Source organism: Chitinophaga japonensis, assembly GCF_007830125.1.
In the GTDB taxonomy this organism is placed as follows: domain Bacteria; phylum Bacteroidota; class Bacteroidia; order Chitinophagales; family Chitinophagaceae; genus Chitinophaga; species Chitinophaga japonensis.
The window spans coordinates 1626157-1646043 of record NZ_VLLG01000002.1; the positions used below are offsets into that span (position 1 = coordinate 1626157).

16 protein-coding genes are annotated in these 19887 nt (G+C 53.8%); 6 read left to right on the top strand and 10 right to left on the bottom strand.

Annotation, left to right across the window (positions count from 1 at the left end; all coding sequences use genetic code 11):
* Position 1: 1 nt before the first annotated feature.
* A complete protein-coding gene (locus LX66_RS06625) occupies positions 2-1048 on the top strand; it encodes a DNA topoisomerase IB (RefSeq protein ID WP_145711121.1) in 1047 nt (348 codons plus the stop codon).
* A gap of 65 nt (positions 1049-1113) precedes the next feature.
* Here the strand turns inward: LX66_RS06625 and LX66_RS06630 are convergent, their stop codons facing one another.
* Positions 1114-1455, bottom strand: a complete 342-nt coding sequence (locus tag LX66_RS06630; RefSeq protein ID WP_145711123.1) for a hypothetical protein — start codon at positions 1453-1455, stop codon at positions 1114-1116.
* 100 nt (positions 1456-1555) lie between these two features.
* On the opposite strand from LX66_RS06630, the gene ku reads away from it, so the two are divergent.
* The 4 genes from ku to LX66_RS06650 are packed head-to-tail and all read left to right on the top strand — an operon-like array spanning position 1556 to position 6775.
* Positions 1556-2338, top strand: coding sequence for a non-homologous end joining protein Ku (gene ku / locus LX66_RS06635; RefSeq protein ID WP_145711125.1), 783 nt, complete (start codon positions 1556-1558; stop codon positions 2336-2338).
* Entirely contained in the window at positions 2335-4860 is a 2526-nt protein-coding gene (ligD, locus tag LX66_RS06640; RefSeq protein WP_170232347.1) for a DNA ligase D, read from the top strand. Before ku ends, ligD begins: the two co-directional genes overlap by 4 nt.
* A 38-nt stretch (positions 4861-4898) precedes the next feature.
* On the top strand, positions 4899-5390 hold the full coding sequence (locus tag LX66_RS06645) for a hypothetical protein (protein WP_145711129.1): 492 nt from the start codon (positions 4899-4901) through the stop codon (positions 5388-5390).
* 47 nt (positions 5391-5437) lie between these two features.
* The gene (locus tag LX66_RS06650) at positions 5438-6775 is read left to right on the top strand and encodes a sigma-54-dependent transcriptional regulator (RefSeq protein ID WP_145711130.1); all 1338 of its coding nucleotides are present in this window, start codon (positions 5438-5440) and stop codon (positions 6773-6775) included.
* Here LX66_RS06650 and chrA read toward each other — a convergent pair.
* The 6 genes from chrA to asnS form a co-directional block, all read right to left on the bottom strand.
* Positions 6770-7963 (bottom strand): chromate efflux transporter, encoded by a 1194-nt coding sequence (gene chrA, locus LX66_RS06655; protein WP_145711132.1) that lies wholly within the window; start codon positions 7961-7963, stop codon positions 6770-6772. The genes LX66_RS06650 and chrA overlap by 6 nt on opposite strands.
* Positions 7964-8106: 143 nt before the next feature.
* Positions 8107-9066 (bottom strand): isopenicillin N synthase family dioxygenase, encoded by a 960-nt coding sequence (locus tag LX66_RS06660; RefSeq protein WP_145711134.1) that lies wholly within the window; start codon positions 9064-9066, stop codon positions 8107-8109.
* A 60-nt stretch (positions 9067-9126) separates the two neighbouring features.
* Positions 9127-10605: a phosphatase PAP2 family protein gene (locus tag LX66_RS06665; RefSeq protein WP_145711136.1), complete on the bottom strand. Its 1479-nt coding sequence runs from the start codon at positions 10603-10605 to the stop codon at positions 9127-9129.
* Between the two features lie 158 nt (positions 10606-10763).
* Complete coding sequence (locus LX66_RS06670; RefSeq protein WP_244620317.1) at positions 10764-12182, bottom strand: FAD-binding oxidoreductase; 1419 nt, start codon at positions 12180-12182, stop codon at positions 10764-10766.
* A gap of 190 nt (positions 12183-12372) precedes the next feature.
* On the bottom strand, positions 12373-12897 hold the full coding sequence (locus tag LX66_RS06675; protein ID WP_145711138.1) for an ExbD/TolR family protein: 525 nt from the start codon (positions 12895-12897) through the stop codon (positions 12373-12375).
* Between the two features lie 182 nt (positions 12898-13079).
* Entirely contained in the window at positions 13080-14516 is a 1437-nt protein-coding gene (gene asnS, locus LX66_RS06680) for an asparagine--tRNA ligase (protein WP_145711140.1), read from the bottom strand.
* A gap of 480 nt (positions 14517-14996) precedes the next feature.
* Here asnS and rho point away from each other — a divergent pair, with 480 nt between their 5' ends.
* Positions 14997-16706: a transcription termination factor Rho gene (rho, locus tag LX66_RS06685; RefSeq protein WP_145712068.1), complete on the top strand. Its 1710-nt coding sequence runs from the start codon at positions 14997-14999 to the stop codon at positions 16704-16706.
* A 69-nt stretch (positions 16707-16775) separates the two neighbouring features.
* On the opposite strand, the gene LX66_RS06690 is transcribed toward rho, so the two are convergent.
* Genes LX66_RS06690 through LX66_RS06700 form a run of 3 tightly spaced genes read right to left on the bottom strand, consistent with a single transcriptional unit; the run spans position 16776 to position 19878 of the window.
* Positions 16776-16955, bottom strand: coding sequence for a hypothetical protein (locus tag LX66_RS06690; RefSeq protein WP_145711142.1), 180 nt, complete (start codon positions 16953-16955; stop codon positions 16776-16778).
* A 57-nt stretch (positions 16956-17012) separates the two neighbouring features.
* Positions 17013-17759 carry a LytR/AlgR family response regulator transcription factor gene (locus LX66_RS06695; protein ID WP_145711143.1) on the bottom strand — a complete coding sequence of 249 codons (747 nt, stop codon included), beginning with the start codon at positions 17757-17759 and terminating at the stop codon, positions 17013-17015.
* 37 nt (positions 17760-17796) lie between these two features.
* Positions 17797-19878 carry a histidine kinase gene (locus LX66_RS06700; RefSeq protein WP_145711145.1) on the bottom strand — a complete coding sequence of 694 codons (2082 nt, stop codon included), beginning with the start codon at positions 19876-19878 and terminating at the stop codon, positions 17797-17799.
* Between the last annotated feature and the right edge of the window lie 9 nt (positions 19879-19887).

The window sequence follows — 19887 nt, forward strand, 5'->3', positions numbered from 1 at the left end:
TATGGAGATCGCGGATACATTGGAGGTGGCCAGGGCCGCCCGGCTTCGCTATGTCAGAACAGACATGCCCGGTTATACCCGTGTGAAGAACGGGCAGGAAGTATATTATACCGACCGGCAGGGCCAAAGGATCACAGATGAAGCCACACTGGAGCGCATCCGCAAGCTGGTATTGCCGCCGGCCTGGGAGCAGGTATGGATATGCCCTTATGCCAACGGCCATTTGCAGGCTACCGGTATAGATGCGATGGGCCGCCGCCAGTACCGCTATCATAACACCTGGACGGAGGTGCGGAATGAGACCAAGTACGACCGCCTGCTACATTTTGGGGAGAAACTGCCCCAGATACGAAAGCGGCTGCAAGCCGGGCTCAGGAAAAAGCAGATGGATAAGGAGAAGGTGACCGCCATTGCATTAAGCGTGCTGCAGGAAACCTGGATACGGGTAGGCAATTCCGCCTATGAGAAGCTGTATGGTTCTTACGGGTTGACCACCCTGCGCAACCGGCACCTGAAAATAAACGGCAGCACGCTTTTCTTTCATTTTAAAGGCAAAAAAGGCGTTGTGCAGCAGATCATGGTCCGGCATACGGCCCTGGCCAGGATGCTGAAAAAAGTAAAGGATATCCCGGGACAGGAGCTGTTCCAGTATTATGATGAACAGGGCGAGCACCGCAGCCTGGATTCCGGCGATATGAACGATTTCCTGAAAGCATGTACGGAAGAGGATTTTTCCTGTAAGGACTTTCGTACCTGGGCCGGCAGCGTGCATGCGCTGAACCTGCTGGCAGACCTGCCTCCCTTTGAATCGGCTACCGCCTGCAAACGCAATGTGATAAGTGTAATGGACGGCGTAGCCGCCAGGTTGGGGAATACCAGGGCGGTTTGCAAAAAATATTATGTGCACCCCCGCTTGCTGGAGGCGTATGAGGATGGTTCCCTGGAGCCTTACCTGCAGCGGGTGCGAAGTAGCCGGAACCGCCCTGAAAATGGCGTCCTGCACCATGATGAGAAAGTGCTGCTGGCTTTCCTGCGAAAGAACAGGTAGAATGATGTGCTGATATGCCGGACGGGGCTGGTACCCATCAATCAGCATATCAGCACATGGATCAATCAGAACTGGTCGTCCCGGTCCTCTACCGGGATCTTCTTGAGAAACTCGTCAAACCCGCTTTCCGCATGCCCGCTGTAAGCACCATAAGCATCCAGTAAAAAGCCTTTCTCCCCGTCCCGGGTTTCCAGCAAATATAGCACAGAGGAATCCGCAGGATCAGACTCACCCTCAAAACGGAAGGTTCTGACGATCTTCAGCTCCTCGGCATTATATACTTTCTTACTGCCCGGTAACTGCATCCTGCCGTGATCACTCATCTTAAATTCCTGCTCGTAACCTTTGGCCCTCATCTTCTCCATTACCTGGGTAAGCGTGGCCATTTCACCTGGTTTGTCTTGCATAAAAAAGGTGTTTAGTTCACCTTATAAAAGTCAAAAGTTATGCCACCGGCATCCTGTTTGTAAAGTACTAGTAAGACATAAACCTCACAAACTTATTACTATGCGATCCATTTGGTCGGGAACAATCGGGTTTGGGCTGGTAAACATACCGGTAAAGCTGTACAGCGCGGTGCAGGAAAGCCGCCTGGACCTGGATATGCTGGACCGGAAAAATCATGCCCGTATCCGCTACCAGCGTGTGAACGAAGATACCGGCAAGGAAGTGCCCTGGGACCAGATCGTAAAGGGCTACCTGTACAACGATGAATATGTGATCCTCGAAGAGGCGGATTTTGAGGACGCCAGCCCTAAAAAGAGCAAGATCATAGAGATTGAGGCCTTCGTGAAGGAGAGTGAAATAGACGACATTTATTTTGAAATGCCTTATTTCATTGAGCCGGACAAAGGCGGCGCCAAAGCATATGAGCTGCTGATGAAAACCCTGCAGAAAACCGGCAAGGTGGGGCTCAGCCGTTTTGTGCTGCGCTCCAGGGAGCACCTGGCGGTGGTGCGTCCGCGGGATAACTACCTGCTGCTGCAGCAACTGCGTTTTGAGCAGGAGCTGCGCAACCCCGAAGACCTGTCGCTGCCGGACAGCAAAGTGCGCATCAACAAAAAGGAGCTGGATATGGCGGAGGAGCTGGTGAAACAGTACAGCGCGCCTTTTGACATCAGCCAGTACAAAGATGAGTATACGGCGGAGCTGATGAAGATCATCAAAGCTAAGGCCAGCGGCAAGCGCCGTACCGTCCGTAAAATGAAGGTGGTGCACACCAAGAGCGACGACCTGTTTAACCAACTGAAGGCCAGCCTGAGCGGCGGCGGTAAAAAACGCGCATCATGAGCCTGACCACGTATCACCAGAAACGGGACTTTAAGAAAACATCGGAGCCAAAAGGAGGCAAGGCGGACAGGGGGAAGCACGTATTTGTGATACAGCGCCACCATGCTTCCCGTATACACTATGATTTTCGCCTGGAAGTGGCGGGAGTGCTGAAAAGCTGGGCCGTGCCCAAAGGCCCCTCCCTGAACCCCAACGATAAAAGGCTGGCTATGCAGGTGGAAGACCATCCGTATGATTACAAGGATTTTTCCGGCGAGATACCACGCGGCAACTATGGCGCAGGTACCGTGTACGTATGGGACAAAGGCGCTTATGAGCTGGTGAATGCCAACGGGAAGGATTTTGACAAAACCGCCCTGCGCGAGATCAATGAGGGCAACCTGAAGCTCCGGCTCAAGGGCCACAAGCTGAAAGGAGAATTTGCCCTGGTGAAGATGAAGAACAAGGAAGATAACTCCTGGCTGCTGCTGAAGCATAAGGACGATTATGCCGTAAAAGAGGAGTATAACAGTGAAGATTACACGCCGGAACGGGAAAAAGCAAAAGGCATTCGCTACTGGCAGCAGGAGAAGTCCGGCGCCGGCAGTAAAAAGAAAGCCCGTCCAAAAGCAAAAGTACCCACCGCCAAAAAGTATAAGCCCACTATGGCCACCCTGGTGGACGAAGCTTTCAGCCGGGAAGGATGGCTGTTTGAGCCCAAGTGGGACGGCTACCGCGCTATTGCCGATGTGCGGAATGGTAAGGCAGACCTGTACTCCCGGAACAACATCTCCTTTAACAAAGACTATGTGCCTATCGTAAAAGCCGTAGAGAAAATTGCGCACAGTGTGGTGCTGGATGGAGAGGTGGTAGTGCTGAACAGCAAAGGCGTATCCGATTTCCAGGCTTTACAGAATTACAAGACCACCGGGAAGGGAAAGCTCACCTACGTGGTGTTTGACCTGTTGTACCTGAACGGGGAAGACCTGCTGCAAATGCCCCTGATCGAAAGAAAAACATTGCTGCAGGAGGTAGTGCGGCAGTTGAATGACAAAACAGTACTGTATTCCGATCATGTGCTCACAGATGGGGAAAAGCTGCTGAAAAAGGCCACGGGAAAAGGATGGGAAGGCATTATAGCCAAAAAAACAGATAGCCAGTATGAAGAGAACCGGCGCACCATGAGCTGGCTGAAGATGAAAATACTGAACCAGCAGGAGGCTATCATTTGCGGCTATACGGCGCCGCGCGGCAGCCGAAAGAAGCTGGGCGCACTGGTGCTGGGTGTGCTGGATGACAAAGGCGGGCTGCGGTATATAGGGCATTGCGGCGGCGGGCTGAATGGCGCCATGATCAACCTGCTGTATGAAAAGCTGCAGCCCCTGCGCCAGCGCACATCGGTATTCAAAGAAAAGATCAAAACCAATATGCCGGTTACCTGGGTAAAGCCGGTGCTGGTATGCCAGGTAAAATTCTCCTCCTGGACTGAAGGCGGGCACCTGCGCCAGCCCATATTCCTGGGCCTGCGGGAAGACAAGCCGGTACAGGAGGTGCACCAGGAAACCGCAAAATCATTGCACATGGCTACTACCAGAAAGGCGGCTGCACCAGCCGCCAAAGAGCGCACGCTGAAGCTGAACGGGAAAGAAGTAACACTGACCAACCAGCAGAAGATATTCTGGCCGGATGAAAAGATCACCAAAGGCCAGTTGATAGACTACTACCTGTCCGTCGCGCAATACCTGCTGCCCTACCTGAAGAACAGGCCCCTGAGCCTGCACCGCTTTCCCAATGGCATTAAAGGCAGCAGTTTTTACCAGAAAGACCTGGACCTGGAAAATACGCCCTCCTGGGTAAAGACCCTGCCGCACTTTTCCACTTCTTCCAACAAGAACGTGGATTACCTGGTATGTAACAATGAAGCCACCCTGGCCTATATGATCAACCTGGGATGTATAGAGGTAAATCCCTGGCTGTCCCGCATTGGCCGCCTGGATAACCCGGATTACCTGGTGATGGACCTGGACCCGGAAGGCATCGGGTTTAAATACGTAGTGGAAACGGCGCTCTGCATCAAGGACATCCTGGACCACCTGAAAATAAAAGCCTGGTGCAAGACTTCCGGCGCTTCGGGCCTGCATATATATGTACCCACCGGTGCAAAATATACCTACGAAACCTGTCGCCTGTTTGCCGAATACATTGCCCGGCAAACCCATCAGCAGTTGCCTCGCACCACCAGCATTGTGCGCGCCAAATCCCAGCGCAGGAAAAAGGTGTATGTGGATTACCTGCAGAACAGCCGGGGGCAGACCATTGCCGCGCCTTACGCTGTACGACCACGTCCCGGCGCGCCGGTGGCCACACCCCTGCTGTGGGAGGAGGTGAACGATGGCCTGAATGTAACGGACTTCCATATGGGCAATACCCTGGACCGCATACAGGCTATGGGCGATCTCTGGCAGCCTGTGCAACAGGAAAAGAACGACCTGCGGAAAGTGATACAGCAGATCGAAAAAATGGCGCAGGCAGAAATGGAATAGTGTTTGTAAAATTTACAGGAGAACAAAACAGTTAAATTATGGCTACCGCGCATCATCCCGTAAAAGTAGGCTTCCTGTACAGCCTGGTCATTTCTGTCATATCGCTGGTGCTCACTATTATTTTCTACGCCACCAATACGTATTCAGTGCTGTGGACAGGATACTTTGTAAACGCGGTGCTTTTCCTGGGCGTGCTGTTTGCTATCTGGCATTACAACCGGCAGCACGAGGATAAGTCTTCCATGAAGGCGCTTTTCGGCATCGGCCTGCGCATTACCCTGGTGGTAACCGTGGTGCTCACCATTTTTTCCATTATACTGCACCTGATCGCACTAAACAACCCTTCCGGCAGCGCCATCGCGGCGCAGGGCAGTGAGGGAACAGGCCCGCAGGGAGTAGATGTGCCGAGGAATTTCTGGGTGTTCCTGATCAGTAACGTTTTTTTCTCCAACGGCGTAGTAGGCATACTGGCCTCGCTGATGGGCGCCATGTACTTTAAGCGGAACCAGAAAAGCACCTACGAAGATTAGGCGTGCTGCGCAAATACCTACCTTTGTGCTGTTTTATCTGAAGCACCATGCCCAAAGGTCATATCCTGATTATTGATGATGAAGAGCAACTGCGTAAGCTGCTCAGCCGTTTGCTAACGCTGGAAGGCTACACGCTGCACGAGGCGGGCAGCATCCGCGCCGCCACCAGGCTGCTGGAAAAGGAAGCCGTGCACGTGGTCCTGTCTGATGTGAAGCTGCCGGATGGCAACGGGGTGGTCTGGACCGCCACGCTGAAAAACCGGTATCCTGAAACTGAAGTGATCGTGCTGACGGCATACGGTAATATAGCGGACGGGGTGCAGGCCATCAAGAACGGGGCTTTTGATTACATAGTGAAAGGGGATGACAACAACCGGATACTACCCCTGGTGAGCAAGGCCATGGATAAGGCCCTGCTGCAATTCAGGGTACGGCACCTGGAAAAGCAGATAGGCGGCAAATACAGTTTTGACAATATCATCGGGCAATCCCCGGCTATCCGGTCGGCCATTGCGCTGGCAGAGAAAGCGGCGCCGGCAGATGTTACCGTGCTGCTGCTGGGCGAAACCGGGGCGGGTAAGGAAGTCTTTGCCCAGGCGATTCACCAGGGCAGCGGGCGCCGCCAGCAGCCTTTTGTGGCGGTGAACTGCAGCGCCTTTGGCCGGGAGTTGCTGGAAAGCGAATTGTTCGGTTCCGTGGCCGGGGCTTTTACCGGTGCAGTAAAGGACAGAAAGGGATTTTTCGAAGAAGCGGGGGGCGGCACCATCTTCCTGGACGAAATAGGCGAGATGCCGGTAGAACTGCAGGCTAAATTGTTGCGGGTGCTGGAGTCGGGTGAGTTTTACCGCGTAGGGGAGGCGGTGCCTACCAAAACGGATGTACGCATTATTGCCGCTACCAACCGGAACCTGGAGGCGGAGATAGCCGCCGGCCACTTCCGGGAAGACCTCTACTACCGGTTGTCCGGTTTCCAGGTGCAGTTGCCTTCGCTGAACCAGCGCCCGGAAGATATTCCCCTGCTGGCCGGCTGGTTTATACAGCAACTGGGGCCTAAGCTCAATAAAAGGGTAAGCGGTATGGCGCCCGCCTTCCTGCAGGCCCTGCAGCAGCACGTGTGGAAAGGCAATATCCGGGAGCTGCGCAACGTAATAGAGCGGGCTATCATACTAACGGACACGGAAGTACTGGAAGCCGCCGTGCTGCCCCTGGATTTTCAGTGGCGCCCCCCTGCCGGCGAAACCGGTTCCCTGCGCCTGGCAGACATGGAGAAACAGCATATCCGCAAGGTGCTGGCCTTTACCAGCGGCAATAAAACAAAAGCGGCAGAACTGATGGAGATCGGGCTGACGACGTTGTACAATAAGATCAGGGAGTATAATTTATAACCACCACCCCAGTAACAGGCATGCCAGTACGATAAAGGGTGAAGGCACCTGCGTAAGGCAAAGCACTGCCAGGGTGGTGAGCATGATCAGCAGGTTATACCAGTTCACCGGTATTGCAAAGAACAGCATAAAGGTGGCCGCCCACATAATACCTACCACTACCGCATTGATCCCTTCCAGCGCGCGGTATATCACCACGTATTTTTTTAGATTGTGCCACAGCGGAAAAAAGAAAAGCACCAGCAGCAGGCTGGGAAGGAAAATGGCCAGGGGGGCCAGCAGGCAGCCCAGGAACTGGTAGCCCATGCCCAGGTTACGCATTACCATGCCGCCCACATAGGCGGACATGGAGAAGGTAGGCCCCGGTAGCGCCCGCATAATGCCCGCGCCGGTGAGCAGCTCTTCTGCGGTCATAAACTGCGTTTTGGCGCGGGTAACATACTGCTCCAGCATCATGGCTATCAGCATGTCGCCACCACCAAATACCAGGCTGCCAAAACGATAGAAGTTCTCAAACAGGTTAAACGGCCGGCGGGTGATCCAGTTATGCGTACGCGCCAGCTCGGAGAAAAAACCGGCCAGGATGAACAGCAGGGCAAACAGCCACAGGTTGTTCCACTGCAGCTTCCTGGGTTTCTCCGTGGAGCCGGGTATGCGCCTGTTACTGAAGTTGGATACCACGCCGCCCAGTATGATCAGGATCGGAAAGGCCCAGGGCGATTTCAGGTACAGGGAGCCCAGCATGGCCACCAGCATAATAAAAAAGGTAGCCTTGTTGCGGATGCTGATGCTATAGGCCCGGATGCCGCCAAAGGCCAGGAAGCCTACGGCCATCGGCTGTACATACTTGAATATGTCCACGTCCAGCGCCTTCTTGTCAAAATACTGCAGCAGGAAGCTCAGGGAGCCCATGAGCAGGCAGGCCGGCGTTACCCATATCAGCATGGTAACAACGGCCAAGGGCACCCCGCCGCGTTTGAAACCTATCAGGGTAAGCGTTTGGGTGGAAGAAGCGCCCGGCAGCAACTGGCAGAAAGCATTGTATTCCATCAGCTCCTCCGCCGTAACGTCTTTACGCTGGTTCACAAAGGTTTTCATCATCATGGCCAGGTGGCCTTGGGGCCCCCCGTAAGCGGTGATGCTATGGAATAATACAGCTTTTAAAAAAGGAATATGACGTAGAAACATAAATTTGCGAAATTCCAAATGCTAAAATTCCAAATCCCAAAATCCAAATTCCAAACGGGATAACGTACCAGTAATGAAAACCGTCTGCCTTTAGTTGAAAGGTATATGTTTCTTTTTGGAATTTGGATTTTGGGATTTGGAATTTATTTCTTCAGCCCGATTTCCCTCAACCGCTCGTCCAGGTATTCCCCGGCAGTAATAGGCGCGTACTCCAGCGGATGCGCAGCATCCACGCAGCTTTCCAGGCAGTCCAGCCGCATACCGGATTGGGGATGCAGGAAAAAGGGAATGGAGTAACGGCTGGTATGCCACATTTCCCGGGGCGGGTTTACCACGCGGTGGGTTGTGGACTTCAGGCGGTTATTGGTCAGGCGCTGCAGCATGTCGCCCACGTTCACTACGATCTGTTCGGGCAGGGAGGTGACCGGTACCCAGTTGTTTTGCTTGTCCAGTATCTGCAACCCGTCTGCAGAAGCGCCTACCAGCAGGGTGATGAGGTTGATGTCCTCATGCTGTTCTGCCCGGATGGCGGACCTGGGCTCCTGCGTGATAGGAGGATAGTGGATAGCGCGCAGGATGGAATTGCCGTTATGGATCTTGCCGTCAAAATAATGTTCGTCCAGGTCCAGGTACAGGGCAATGGCCTGCAGCAGGTAGCGGCCCGATTTTTCAAAGGCGCGGTAGGCCTTGAAAAAGGTAGGGGTAAACTCCGGTACTTCCTTTACTTCCACGTTAGGCGGGTATTCTTCTTTAATGGGGTCTTCATCTTCCACGGTTTGCCCGAACTGGAAGAACTCTTTCAGGTCCGGCGCGTCAAATCCCTTGGCATGTTCCTTCCCGAAAGAGGTGTAGCCGCGCTGACCCGCCAACTCCGGTATCTCGTACTGGTACTTGGTATCGGGGGGCAATGCAAAAAAACGTTGCACGTACTTGTAGAGATCCGCGATCAGGGCGTCGGGGATGCCGTGGTTCTTTACCGCTACAAAGCCTACTTCCTCGTAGGCTTTTCCCAGCGCCTGCACAAAACCGGTCTTGCTTTTAGCGTCGCCGGAGGTAAAGGCGGCGAGGTCCACAACAGGGATGGAATGTGTTACTGTTGCCATAATGGATTTTTTAGGAGAAATAAAGGTACCGTAAAAAAGCAAAATATAAATTTTACTGCCTTAGCGGCTGCCATCCGCCTGCCCCAGTTTTACGGCAAAGCTGCCTATTTCCTTCCCGTATTGCAGGCTGCTGTCCGCCTCGAAGCGGTATTGCGCGCCGCTGTATATACGAGACAGGCTGGCTTCCCCGGCCATGTCGCTAAAGCGTTGCGCATCTGCGGGAAACAGGTAGCCCAATACGGTAGCTGCAGCGCCTGCAAATGCGGCGTGGCAGGAGGCGCTTGCCGGCTGCCCTGCCGGGCGGAGGTAAGCATAGCGGGCGCCGGCCTCCAGGGCGCAAACGCCGGCATCGCAGAGGGCCAGGTTCAGCAGGCAAAGGGCGCGGGCCACCCTTAGTTCGCCAGGCCGTTGCCGGGCGATGCTGGCGCAGGCTATTTCATTCCAGTGGCCGGCCGGGGTGCAGGAGCCTGCGCTGTCCGCCCACTGTTTTGCTACAAGCTGCGCTGCCGCGCCGGGCTCCTGCCTGTAGCGCTGTAATTCCTGCTGCGCTTCATTAAAGCCCGGCGACCCGGGGGCGGGAGGCGGGCCGGGACGCAGGGAGTCCCGCTCGGCAACGGAAAGCGTCCACAATATGATATCATCAAAAAATGCCGGCGGCTGGCTGGAAATTTCCGGGTTTTCCCGCGGTCCGCCGCTGATACGCAGTATCGTATCTGCAGCAGGAAGAAGCTTCTGCTGCGCAACCTGCCGGAGCGCCTGCTCCAGGCCATCCTTACGCAGCCTGGCCAGCACCTTGTCCGTTACAAAATCGGCAATGGCTTCCCCCCCGGCAATATCGCTGAAAGTAGCAATGCCGGACAGCAGTTTCGCCTTCTTCTGCGCATTCGCCATTTCCAGTAATGACGCGCTGTCCTGAGGGAACAGCGCCTTCAGCAAACGGTAGCCTACCTGCGCCACCACGGCATCCTCTGAAGGATAGCCGGGCAGCTCTATCTGGTAAGGTTCCAGGGATTGTATCTGCCCGCTGATCACCGCCGGCTGCGGCCGCATGTTGAGGAACTTGTAGTACCAGCAGCTAACCATGGCGTCGTATACCGCCACATTAAAAGCGGCATAGGCACGGGCCGCGTAGGCAGGATGTGCAAAGGAAAATGGAGGAACACTGTCAGCATCGGGGTCCGGGGGCAGGTTGTATTTGGCCACCAGCGCGCGCAGTTTTTCATTCCAGCGTAAAATGCCGCTGCCTCTCCATTGATTAATGAGCGCGCGGTCTGTATCCATCAGGCTGGCCTGGAGCTGTACGATCTGGCTGATCTCCTGCTGGTAGGCGGCGCTGCCCGTGGTGGCGGCAGCGGGAATGCGCACTTCCGAAGCGCTTTCCAGTACCACTGTTCGCCAGGTGCCGCCCTGGGCATCTGCAGCAGCAGGCCCGAATGCGGGCAGCGCTCTTTCCATCGTTTCCTTATCGCAAGCGCTCAGGCATCCCAGTAGCAGCAACAGGGCCGTCCACAGGTAAGGCGCCTTGCTGCTCAGTGGCATTGGTTTTTTTCTGCAGGGTATTAACATGTTGTAGGTCCCGTAATAAAAAGTGTGACACAGTTCTTTTCTATAACGTATTTTATGCCGTTTTGCGCATAAAAAAAGTAACGGAGGATATTTTTTATCCTCCGTTACTAAATATACGGGACTATCTTCAATCAAACAACAGTGGGGCGAATGTTCTGGTTCACCCGGAACAGGTTGCCGGGGTCATACTTGTTCTTCACCGCTACCAGGCGCTCATAGTTTTCGCCGTAGGTGGCTTTTACCCGCTCTTCCCCTTCGTTCATCATAAAGTTTACATAAGCGCCGCCGGCGGAATAGGGGTGCAGGGCCTCCCAGTAGGCCTTGGTCCAGGCCGTGATCACATCGTTATGTCCCGGGTCGGGGTCTACGCCTACGATCACCTCCGCCCAGTTGGCCTGCCGGTAGCTCCAGGCGGTATCCGTATTGTCTACGCGCCGGGCCGCCCCGTTTACCGGGTACAGGTGCATGGTAGAATGCATGCTGGGCAACTGTGCCCCGAATTTTACATGCTCTGCAATGGCTTCATCGCTCAGCTCATTCACGAAATCGGCTTTCCAGTACCATTGCAGGCCGGGCGGGTACAGGGCGTCAAACATGCTGTTCAGCGCGGGCACCGGTATGTAGTGCAGCAGTTCCAGCGCCGGCGGCTCCTGGCTGCGGATATTGCCCAGCAGGGCCTCCGCCTTTTCCGCTTCCCCGGTATAGGCCCACACCACGCCGCACATCTTTTTATTGTGCAGGTGCTCGGGGAAAGGCGGCGCCGGCGGTACGGTCAGGAATGCAAAGAAGCCGTTCAGCTCTTCCGGGGCGATGCAGATGAAGGAGCGGTACCATTGCAGGATCTTTGTGGCATGTTCCATTTCCCAAAGCATGGGACCGCCGTATACCTGGCTGATGGGGTGCAGCCGGAACAGGAAGGAGGTGACTACGCCAAAATTGCCGCCGCCGCCCCGGATAGCCCAGAAAAGGTCCGCGTTTTCCGTAGCGCTGGCTTTTACAAAACGGCCGTCGGCCAATACCATGTTGGCTGCCAGCAGGTTGTCAATAGCCAGCCCATACCGGCGCGTCAGGTGGCCCAGGCCGCCGCCCAGGGTAATGCCCCCTACGCCGGTGGTGGAAATAATGCCGCTGGGAGTAGCCAGCCCAAAAGCATGCGTGGCATGGTCTATATCTCCCAGGGTGCAGCCGGCCGCCACCCAGGCGGTACGTGCATCCGGGTCTACGGAAATGCCTTTCATACGCGAGAGGTCTATTACCAGGCCGTCATCACATACGCCCAGGCCGCCGCCGTTGTGGCCGCCGCTCCGGATGGCCGTCAGCAGTTGGTTGTCCCGGCAAAAATGAACGCAGTTGATAACGTCTGCTTCGTCCACACAGCGGGCGATAAAACGGGGATGGCAGTCTATCATGCCGTTATATACCTTGCGGGCGGTATCATATTGCGGGTCTCCGGGCTCAATTAACTCGCCACGCAGGGTGGCCTTAAAAGCGGCGATTTTGTCACTGTTCATCATGGCCGCTGTATCCACGGCGGGGGTAATTGTTGACATAGTAAAGGCATTTGGAATTGAATGGAAGCCGTTACATCGCCATTTGATCGAATTGTTGTTGTATACCGTGTATAATGCCTGGCTGTAGTAAGTAAATATAAAGCGCCGGGCAGTTGAAAGCAACCTATACTTACTGGTTGGCCCGTTCCGGTAAAGGAACGGGTTAAAATCCATGAAAACCGGCAGCGCTTCAGCGCAGCATTTCCTGTTCAGCAGGCGTCAGGGCTACCAGCGCATAGCGGGGCACATCATTGATCAGCATTTCGTCCATTATGTCCACCATGTTCCTGTAATTGGCGGAGGAGTCGGCTTTTATGAGCACCATCAGCTCATTTTTACCATGCCGTTCCATTACCTGCCGGCGTTTGGCGCGTATTACATCCCCAATGCCTTTGTGCATGGCAAAGCTGGTATGCCGTACCTGCGGCGGCCGGGCGGGGTCATTACCCATCCCCTCGTAATAAGCAATGCGGTTGTTGCCGCCCAGCATAATGGTGAGGGCCTTGCTGTCGGCCAACTGCATGGAATCGCCGTCGTTGCGGGGCAGCGCCAGGTCCATGGCTTTGGGGGCTGCCAGCGTGGTGGCCAGCATGAAAAAAGTGATGAGTAAAAAGCCCAGGTCTACCATGGGCGTCATGTCTACCCGGGTGGACAATACTTTGCGGCGTACGCCTCCCTGGCCGCGTCCGGTGGCGGCGGTATTGATCTCAGCCATACAATAACGATTTACAGATGAGGAAAAGAAGCTTTCGTATATGTAGATGCGTTAGTGCGGGAAATCCATAAGGAAAATTCCAAATTCCAAATTCCAAAATGGGAGCAGGCCATCAATAATACTGAACGGTTACAAATAGTTAAGTGATTACCGCCATTTTGGAATTTGGGATTTGGAATTTTCTAAAACGCTGCATTCTTGGGCGTGCGGGGGAAGGGTATTACGTCCCGTATGTTGCCCATGCCGGAAACAAACTGTACCAGCCGCTCAAAGCCCAGGCCAAAGCCGGCGTGGGGGCAGGCGCCAAAGCGGCGGGTATCCAGGTACCAGCTCAGCTCTTCTACCGGCAGGTGCAGCTCTTCCATTCTTTCCACCAGCTTGTCATAGCGCTCCTCCCTTTGGGAGCCGCCCACGATCTCCCCGATGCCGGGGAAAAGAATGTCCATGGCGCGCACGGTTTTGCCATCATCATTCTGCTTCATGTAGAAGGCTTTGATGGCCTTGGGGTAGTCCGTGAGGATCACCGGTTTTTTGAAATGCTTTTCTACCAGGTAGCGCTCATGTTCGCTTTGCAGGTCGGCGCCCCAGTCTTCTATCGGGTACTGGAACTTTTTGTTCTTATTGGGTTTGCTGTTTTTCAGGATGTCAATAGCCTCCGTGTAGGTAATGCGCACAAACTCGTTGTTGAGCACAAATTCCAGTTTTTCCAGCAGGCCCATGTCGCTGCGCTCCTGCTGGGGTTTCTGCTTTTCCTCGTCGGCCAGGCGCTGCGCCAGGAATTCCAGGTCTTCCCGGTTGTGCTCCAGCACATAGGCGATCACGGACTTAATAAAGGCTTCCGCCAGGTTCATATTGTCTTCCAGGTCATAGAAGGCCATTTCCGGTTCTATCATCCAGAACTCTGCCAGGTGGCGGGCCGTATTGGAATTTTCTGCCCGGAATGTGGGGCCAAAGGTGTAGATATCCCCAAAGGCCATAGCGCCCAGCTCGCCTTCCAGTTGCCCGGATACCGTCAGGTTGGTAGGGCGGCCAAAGAAATCCTCCGAAAAGTCGATGTCTCCCTGTTCCGTCAGCGGCGGGTTTTTCAGGTCCAGCGTGGTAACGCGGAACATTTCGCCCGCGCCCTCTGCATCGGAGGCGGTGACGATGGGCGTATGCAGGTATACAAATCCCCGTTCGTTAAAGAAACGGTGTACGGCAAAGGCCAGGGCATGCCGGACGCGGAACACCGCCCCGAAGGTGTTGGTGCGGAAGCGCAGGTGCGCTATTTCGCGCAGGTATTCCAGGCTGGGGCGGTTTTTAAGCTGCAGGGGGTATTTTTCCGGGTCGCAGTCGCCCAGTATTTCCAGTTCCCGGGCTTTTACCTCCACGCGCTGGCCCTTGCCCAGGGAAGCTACTACCTCCCCTTTTACGCTGATGGCCGCACCCGTGGTGAGCCGCCTCTGTACGGCCGGGTCTGTTGCCGGGTCTATTACTATTTGCAGGTTATTATTGGTAGAGCCGTCGTTCAATGCTATAAACTGGTTGTTCCGGAATGACCGTATCCAACCTTTTACCGTTACGTCATATTGCACTTTGTCATCTGACAAGATCTGCTTGACTTTCACTCTTTGGCTCATAACTTGTATAGTATTTGTTTTATTGGACTGCAAAAATAAGGGTTAAAGGTCAGAGTCCATAACCTGCCGGCATCCCACCCGGAAAAAGGGACCGGCATAAAAAAATGTTAAATCTGCAGGAAAGCTGCCGGTAGGGGCTGTAACCGGATGAAGATCGGGGAGCGGCGAAACCGGCCACAGGACTGGTTGGAACAGGGCAGGATGCAGGAGCGTGGCTATGGGCAATGGTTTCTGGGCCCCGGAGATGGCCACTTTTTTTTGGAGATTAGTAAAACTTGTATTAATCTTGCATTTACAATCTGTCTGATCAAGTTTATTTTTCCATCTTCATCAGCAGTCCTGAACTCAGCAATCCCTATCAGATTTAATAAACCAAATTAAATTTATTGGACTCAAAAAAACAATTATTTGTAATTGGTGTATGTTGGTATGTAGTGGTACCCGCCTCAACACACTCCTAAAATTAGACAACTCACAATGATGTACGACATCTTACAATTGAACGACATGCTCGTTCCTGAGCTGCTTGACATTGCCGAGAAGCTGGATGTAACCAACGCAAAGAAGCTCAGCAAACAGGATCTTATCTACAAGATCCTCGACAAGCAGGCCGTCATGGCCTCTGAAGGTAACCCGGCCAACGGTGAAGAAAAGAAAACTCGTAAACGGAAACCTGTAAAAAAAGACGAAGAAGAAGAAGAAACGCCAGCCGCTGAAGAAGCTGCTACCGCAGATGAAAAACCAGCCAAACGCGGAAGAAAAACCACCGCCAAATCCAAAAGCGCTGCCGAGCCCGAGGAAGAAAAAGAAAAACCAAAGAAAGAAACCGCCTCCAAACCCAAAGCAAAAGACTTCGATATAGACCTGGACAGCATTCCCTCCCTTACTTTTGATGACGACGAGGACATTGTGTTACCCGCTTTCACAGAAGACATACAGGAAGAGGAAGCGCCCGCAGTAGAAGAAGAAGAGGAAGAAGACGATTTTGTGCTGCCCGACGACATGCCGATAGAACCACTGCCGGCCCGCCAGCAGCAACGCTTTCCCAAAAAGGAACCTGCGTTCAACATCGAGTTTGACGGCATTATCGTGAGCGAAGGCGTGCTGGAAATGATGCCGGACGGCTATGGCTTCCTGCGCTCTTCCGACTATAATTACCTCAGCTCCCCGGACGATATCTACGTTTCTCCCTCCCAGATAAAACTGTTCGGTCTTAAAACCGGCGACACCGTAAAAGGTTCCGTGCGCCCGCCGAAAGAAGGAGAGAAATATTTCGCCCTGCTCAAAGTGGAAACCATCAACGGCAAGCAGCCGGAAGAAGTGCGCGACCGCGTGCCTTTCGACTACCTGACGCCTTTGTTCCCCTTTGAAAAATTAAGGCTTACTACTACTTCCAATAACTACTCTACCCGCATCATGGACATGTTTACCCCCATCGGTAAGGGCCAGCGCGGACTGATCGTAGCGCAGCCTAAAGTGGGTAAGACCATGCTGCTGAAAGAAGTAGCTAACGCTATCGCCACCAACCACCCGGAAGTATACCTGATGGTAGTGCTGATAGATGAGCGCCCGGAAGAAGTAACGGACATGGAACGCAGCGTAAAGGCCGAAGTGATCGCCTCTACCTTTGACGAGCCGGCAGAAAAGCATGTGAAGGTATCCGCCATCGCATTGCAGAAAGCCAAACGCCTGGTAGAATGCGGGCATGACGTGGTGATCCTGCTGGACTCTATTACCCGCCTGGCCCGTGCGCACAACACCGTGGCTCCCGCTTCCGGTAAAGTGCTGAGCGGTGGTGTGGAAGCCAACGCCATGCAGAAACCGAAACAGTTCTTTGGCGCTGCCCGTAAAATAGAGAACGGCGGCTCCCTCACCATACTGGCTACCGCTTTGATAGACACCGGCTCCAAAATGGATGAAGTGATCTTCGAAGAGTTCAAGGGTACCGGTAACATGGAACTGCAACTGGATCGCAAACTGGCCAACAGGCGCGTATTCCCGGCCATAGATGTAACCGCATCCTCTACCCGCCGCGACGAGCTGCTGCTGGACAAGGATATGCTGAAGCGTATCTACATCCTGCGCAACCACCTGGCGGATATGAATACGGAGGAATCCATGAACTTTATGCTGCAGCACATGCGTGGCACAAAGAACAACGAAGAGTTCCTGATATCCATGAACGGGTAAACTTTATAAAGCACTATATAAAAAGAACGCTCCGGCTTGCCGGAGCGTTCTTTTTATCAACTCAACGTATCAATATTGTTTTTTCTGCTGACCCGGTGCAAACGGTTTGGCGGATTTTGTGCCGTAGATCTTTTTCTGCTGGCCGGGTGGTATGCCATGCGGGTTCCCGGCCTCCCGGTGCACTACGCAACTGCTGAACAGCACGCCCGCAGCCAATATTCCGCAAACAATTTTTAAAGTCTTTTTCATAGTCTATGGTAATTAATATAACCGTTATATAGCTAAAATGTTGCCAAAATCGGCATTTTACCGGTTGTAAAAGCTCAGCAGGTCCTTTTTTCTCCTTTCCGTGATCTCCAGTTGCGCACCACTGTTCAGTTGTATGTGCTGGCTGTCCTGCGCCACCCGGTGGATATGCGACAACTGCACCATCTGCGTGTTATTCACCTGGTAGAAACGCAGGGGGATCAGCAGGTCCGCGTAATGGCGGAAGTTACGCTCTGCGTACAGCACCATACCATTATCCATGTAAAACGCGCATTTGTCCGTACAGGATTCCAGGTACTCGATAGCGGTGGTATGAATGGTGGTTTCCTGCCCGCCGGCCAGCGGCAGCAGCAGGTTCCAGGAGGTTTGCTTCCCGTGGTTGAAATTGTCCAGCAATACGCGGTAGCGGTGTTTGCTGGCCTGCTGCTCTATGCGCCGCGTTACCGTCTGCACCGCCTGCAGCAGGCTTTCTTTATCAATGGGCTTCAGGATGATCTCCACCTCGCTGAAACGGATGGCGTGCAGGAACTTCTTTTCAAAAGCCGTTACGAACACGGCTTCAAAAGGTGTTTCCTGTGTGCCTTGCAGCACATCAAAGCCGGTGCCGTCCGGCATTTCCAGGTCCAGGAAAACCAGTTGCGGCTGATGCAGCTTTATTTTGCTGATGCCGTCCGCACAGTCAGAGGCCGTATCGGCAATATCCACCTGCGGGCAGTATTTGCCGAGCATAAGGGCAATAATGTCCCGGCTGTTCCGCTCATCATCAATAATAATTGCTTTTATCATTTACTATCCGTTATTATGGGGTACCGGAATCTGTTGGCTATAGCTGCGGTATCAGTATCCTCACGATCGTACCGCTTTCGGTAAAGTTACGCACAGATTTATCGATTATCTCTATGTGGATACCGGTATTATACATTTTATTCAGCAACTCGGCCCGGTTGGAGCTGATCTCCATACCGGATGACTGGTGATGCTTGGGCAAGGTACGCAGTTCTTTTGAACGGTTAATGCCTATACCGTTATCTTCTATCACACATTCCAGCATATCACCTGCCAGTTGGCGGAAATGGATGGTCAGCCGCCCGATGGGCTGGTCCGGGTTGGTCATGCCATATTTTACGGCATTTTCCACGTAGGGTTGCAGCAGCATGGCCGGCACTTCCAGCTCCGTGGTATTGATAGTGGGATCTACCCGGATATCGTACTCCATTTTGTTTTCAAAGCGCATTTTCTCCAGCCCCAGGTAAGTGTTCAGGTAGGTGATCTCGTCAGTCAGGGAAATAAAATTGCGCCGGGAAAAGTCCAGTGTTTTGCGGATCAGGTAAGAAAAGTCCGACAGGTATTTCTGCGCGTATTCATAGTCCCGCTGCATCACGAATAACTGTATGGAGTTCAGGCAATTGAAGATAAAGTGCGGGTTGATCTGCGCACGGATGGCCTTGAGCTCTATTTCCGTCAGCTTTTTATCGTACTCAATGTCAAGCTGTATCTGCCGTTGCTCTTCCAGCTCCTGCTTGCGCCGCAGTATTTCGGAGGTCTGTTCCTTCACCAGCTCTTCCAGTTGCTCGTTCAGCTTGCGCTGCAACTCCTTGTTCTTGTTCAGTTGCTTGATCAGCATTTCCTGGGTCTTGGTGCGCTCCAGGTGCGCCAGTTTGTTGCGGTAGCTGAGGCCCGCCAGGAAGAACATGGCCTGCAGCAGCACCCCGGCTATCATCAGCATGGAAGGGGCAGACAGTTCACCCAACGCGCTGATGAGCCCCAGCGGCCGTATCTGCATCAGGAAAGAGCCCAGGCAGGCCAGGTAAAAACAAAGGGAGCCGAACAAAAAGAAGCGCACGAGCGGGTGGTGGCGGGACCGCCTGGCCAGCGCCACAAACACCATCAGCAGCGGCAGCAGGGTGCCCAGGTATACATAGCTGTAAATAATGCCCGGTAAATGATACCGCTCCCGGGCAATACAGTAAAAGCAGATGATGATAATACCGCCGGTGCTGGCCGCTACAATGCTGAACACCTGCTCCATGTAGGGATACCTTTCCCGCAGGTTGAGGAAGGCGTTGCCGAACAGCACGTACATCAGGTAAAAACAGAAGAGCAGGGCCGGGATGTCCCAGTAGTACTTCAGCATGGGCCAGTGGTGAAAAACAGACAACTGGTAGGGCTTGCTCTCCAGGCGCAGCGCAAAGAACAGGATGAGCCCCAGTATGTAGGCTGCAAAATACAGGTAAGACCGGTCCGGCAACTGTATGTAGTTAATGACCGCAATGCTCAGGAATACCAGCAGCATGCCCAGCAACACCTGTATCACCACCGCTTCCCCGCGGTAGGTGCTAAGCTGCTCATTACGGAAGCGCTCATACTGCAGCGCATTATACAGCACGGGCATCAGGGCGTTCTCGTCATATGATTTATTAACAATGTGCAGCAGGAAGGTGCGTGTTTGCCCGGCGGGCACCCGTACAGGAAAGCCGTAGCGCTCCCACCTTTCCACGCCACCCTTGTCCAGCATCAGCCCGGTTTGCGAGAGCAGGGTATAGGTGCCGTCTGCCGCTGCTGCATACCAGTACATATAGTCATGCCAGCCGGTAAAAAGTGTAAGGCTGGAATCTTTCAGGCCCGTGTTGCGCACGTGCAGCTTCAGCCACAGGTCATGATCCCGCCCGTTGTTCCTTTTATCCGTATGAAACAGTTGCGGATCATGGGTAAAGCGCCGGCTGGCCGCCTGCTGCAGGCTTAGCGGCTGATCCTCCTGTGCTTCCAGGCTGTAGATATAGGAACGGAGGTCCACGCTGGGCGGGGGCGCTCCCAGGTCAAGCGTTAAAGTATCTTCAGCGGGTAGTTGTGCAAAGGTGCTGGTGGAGTAACATACATACAACAGTAAAAAACAGATGCGGTTCACGGGCGCTGG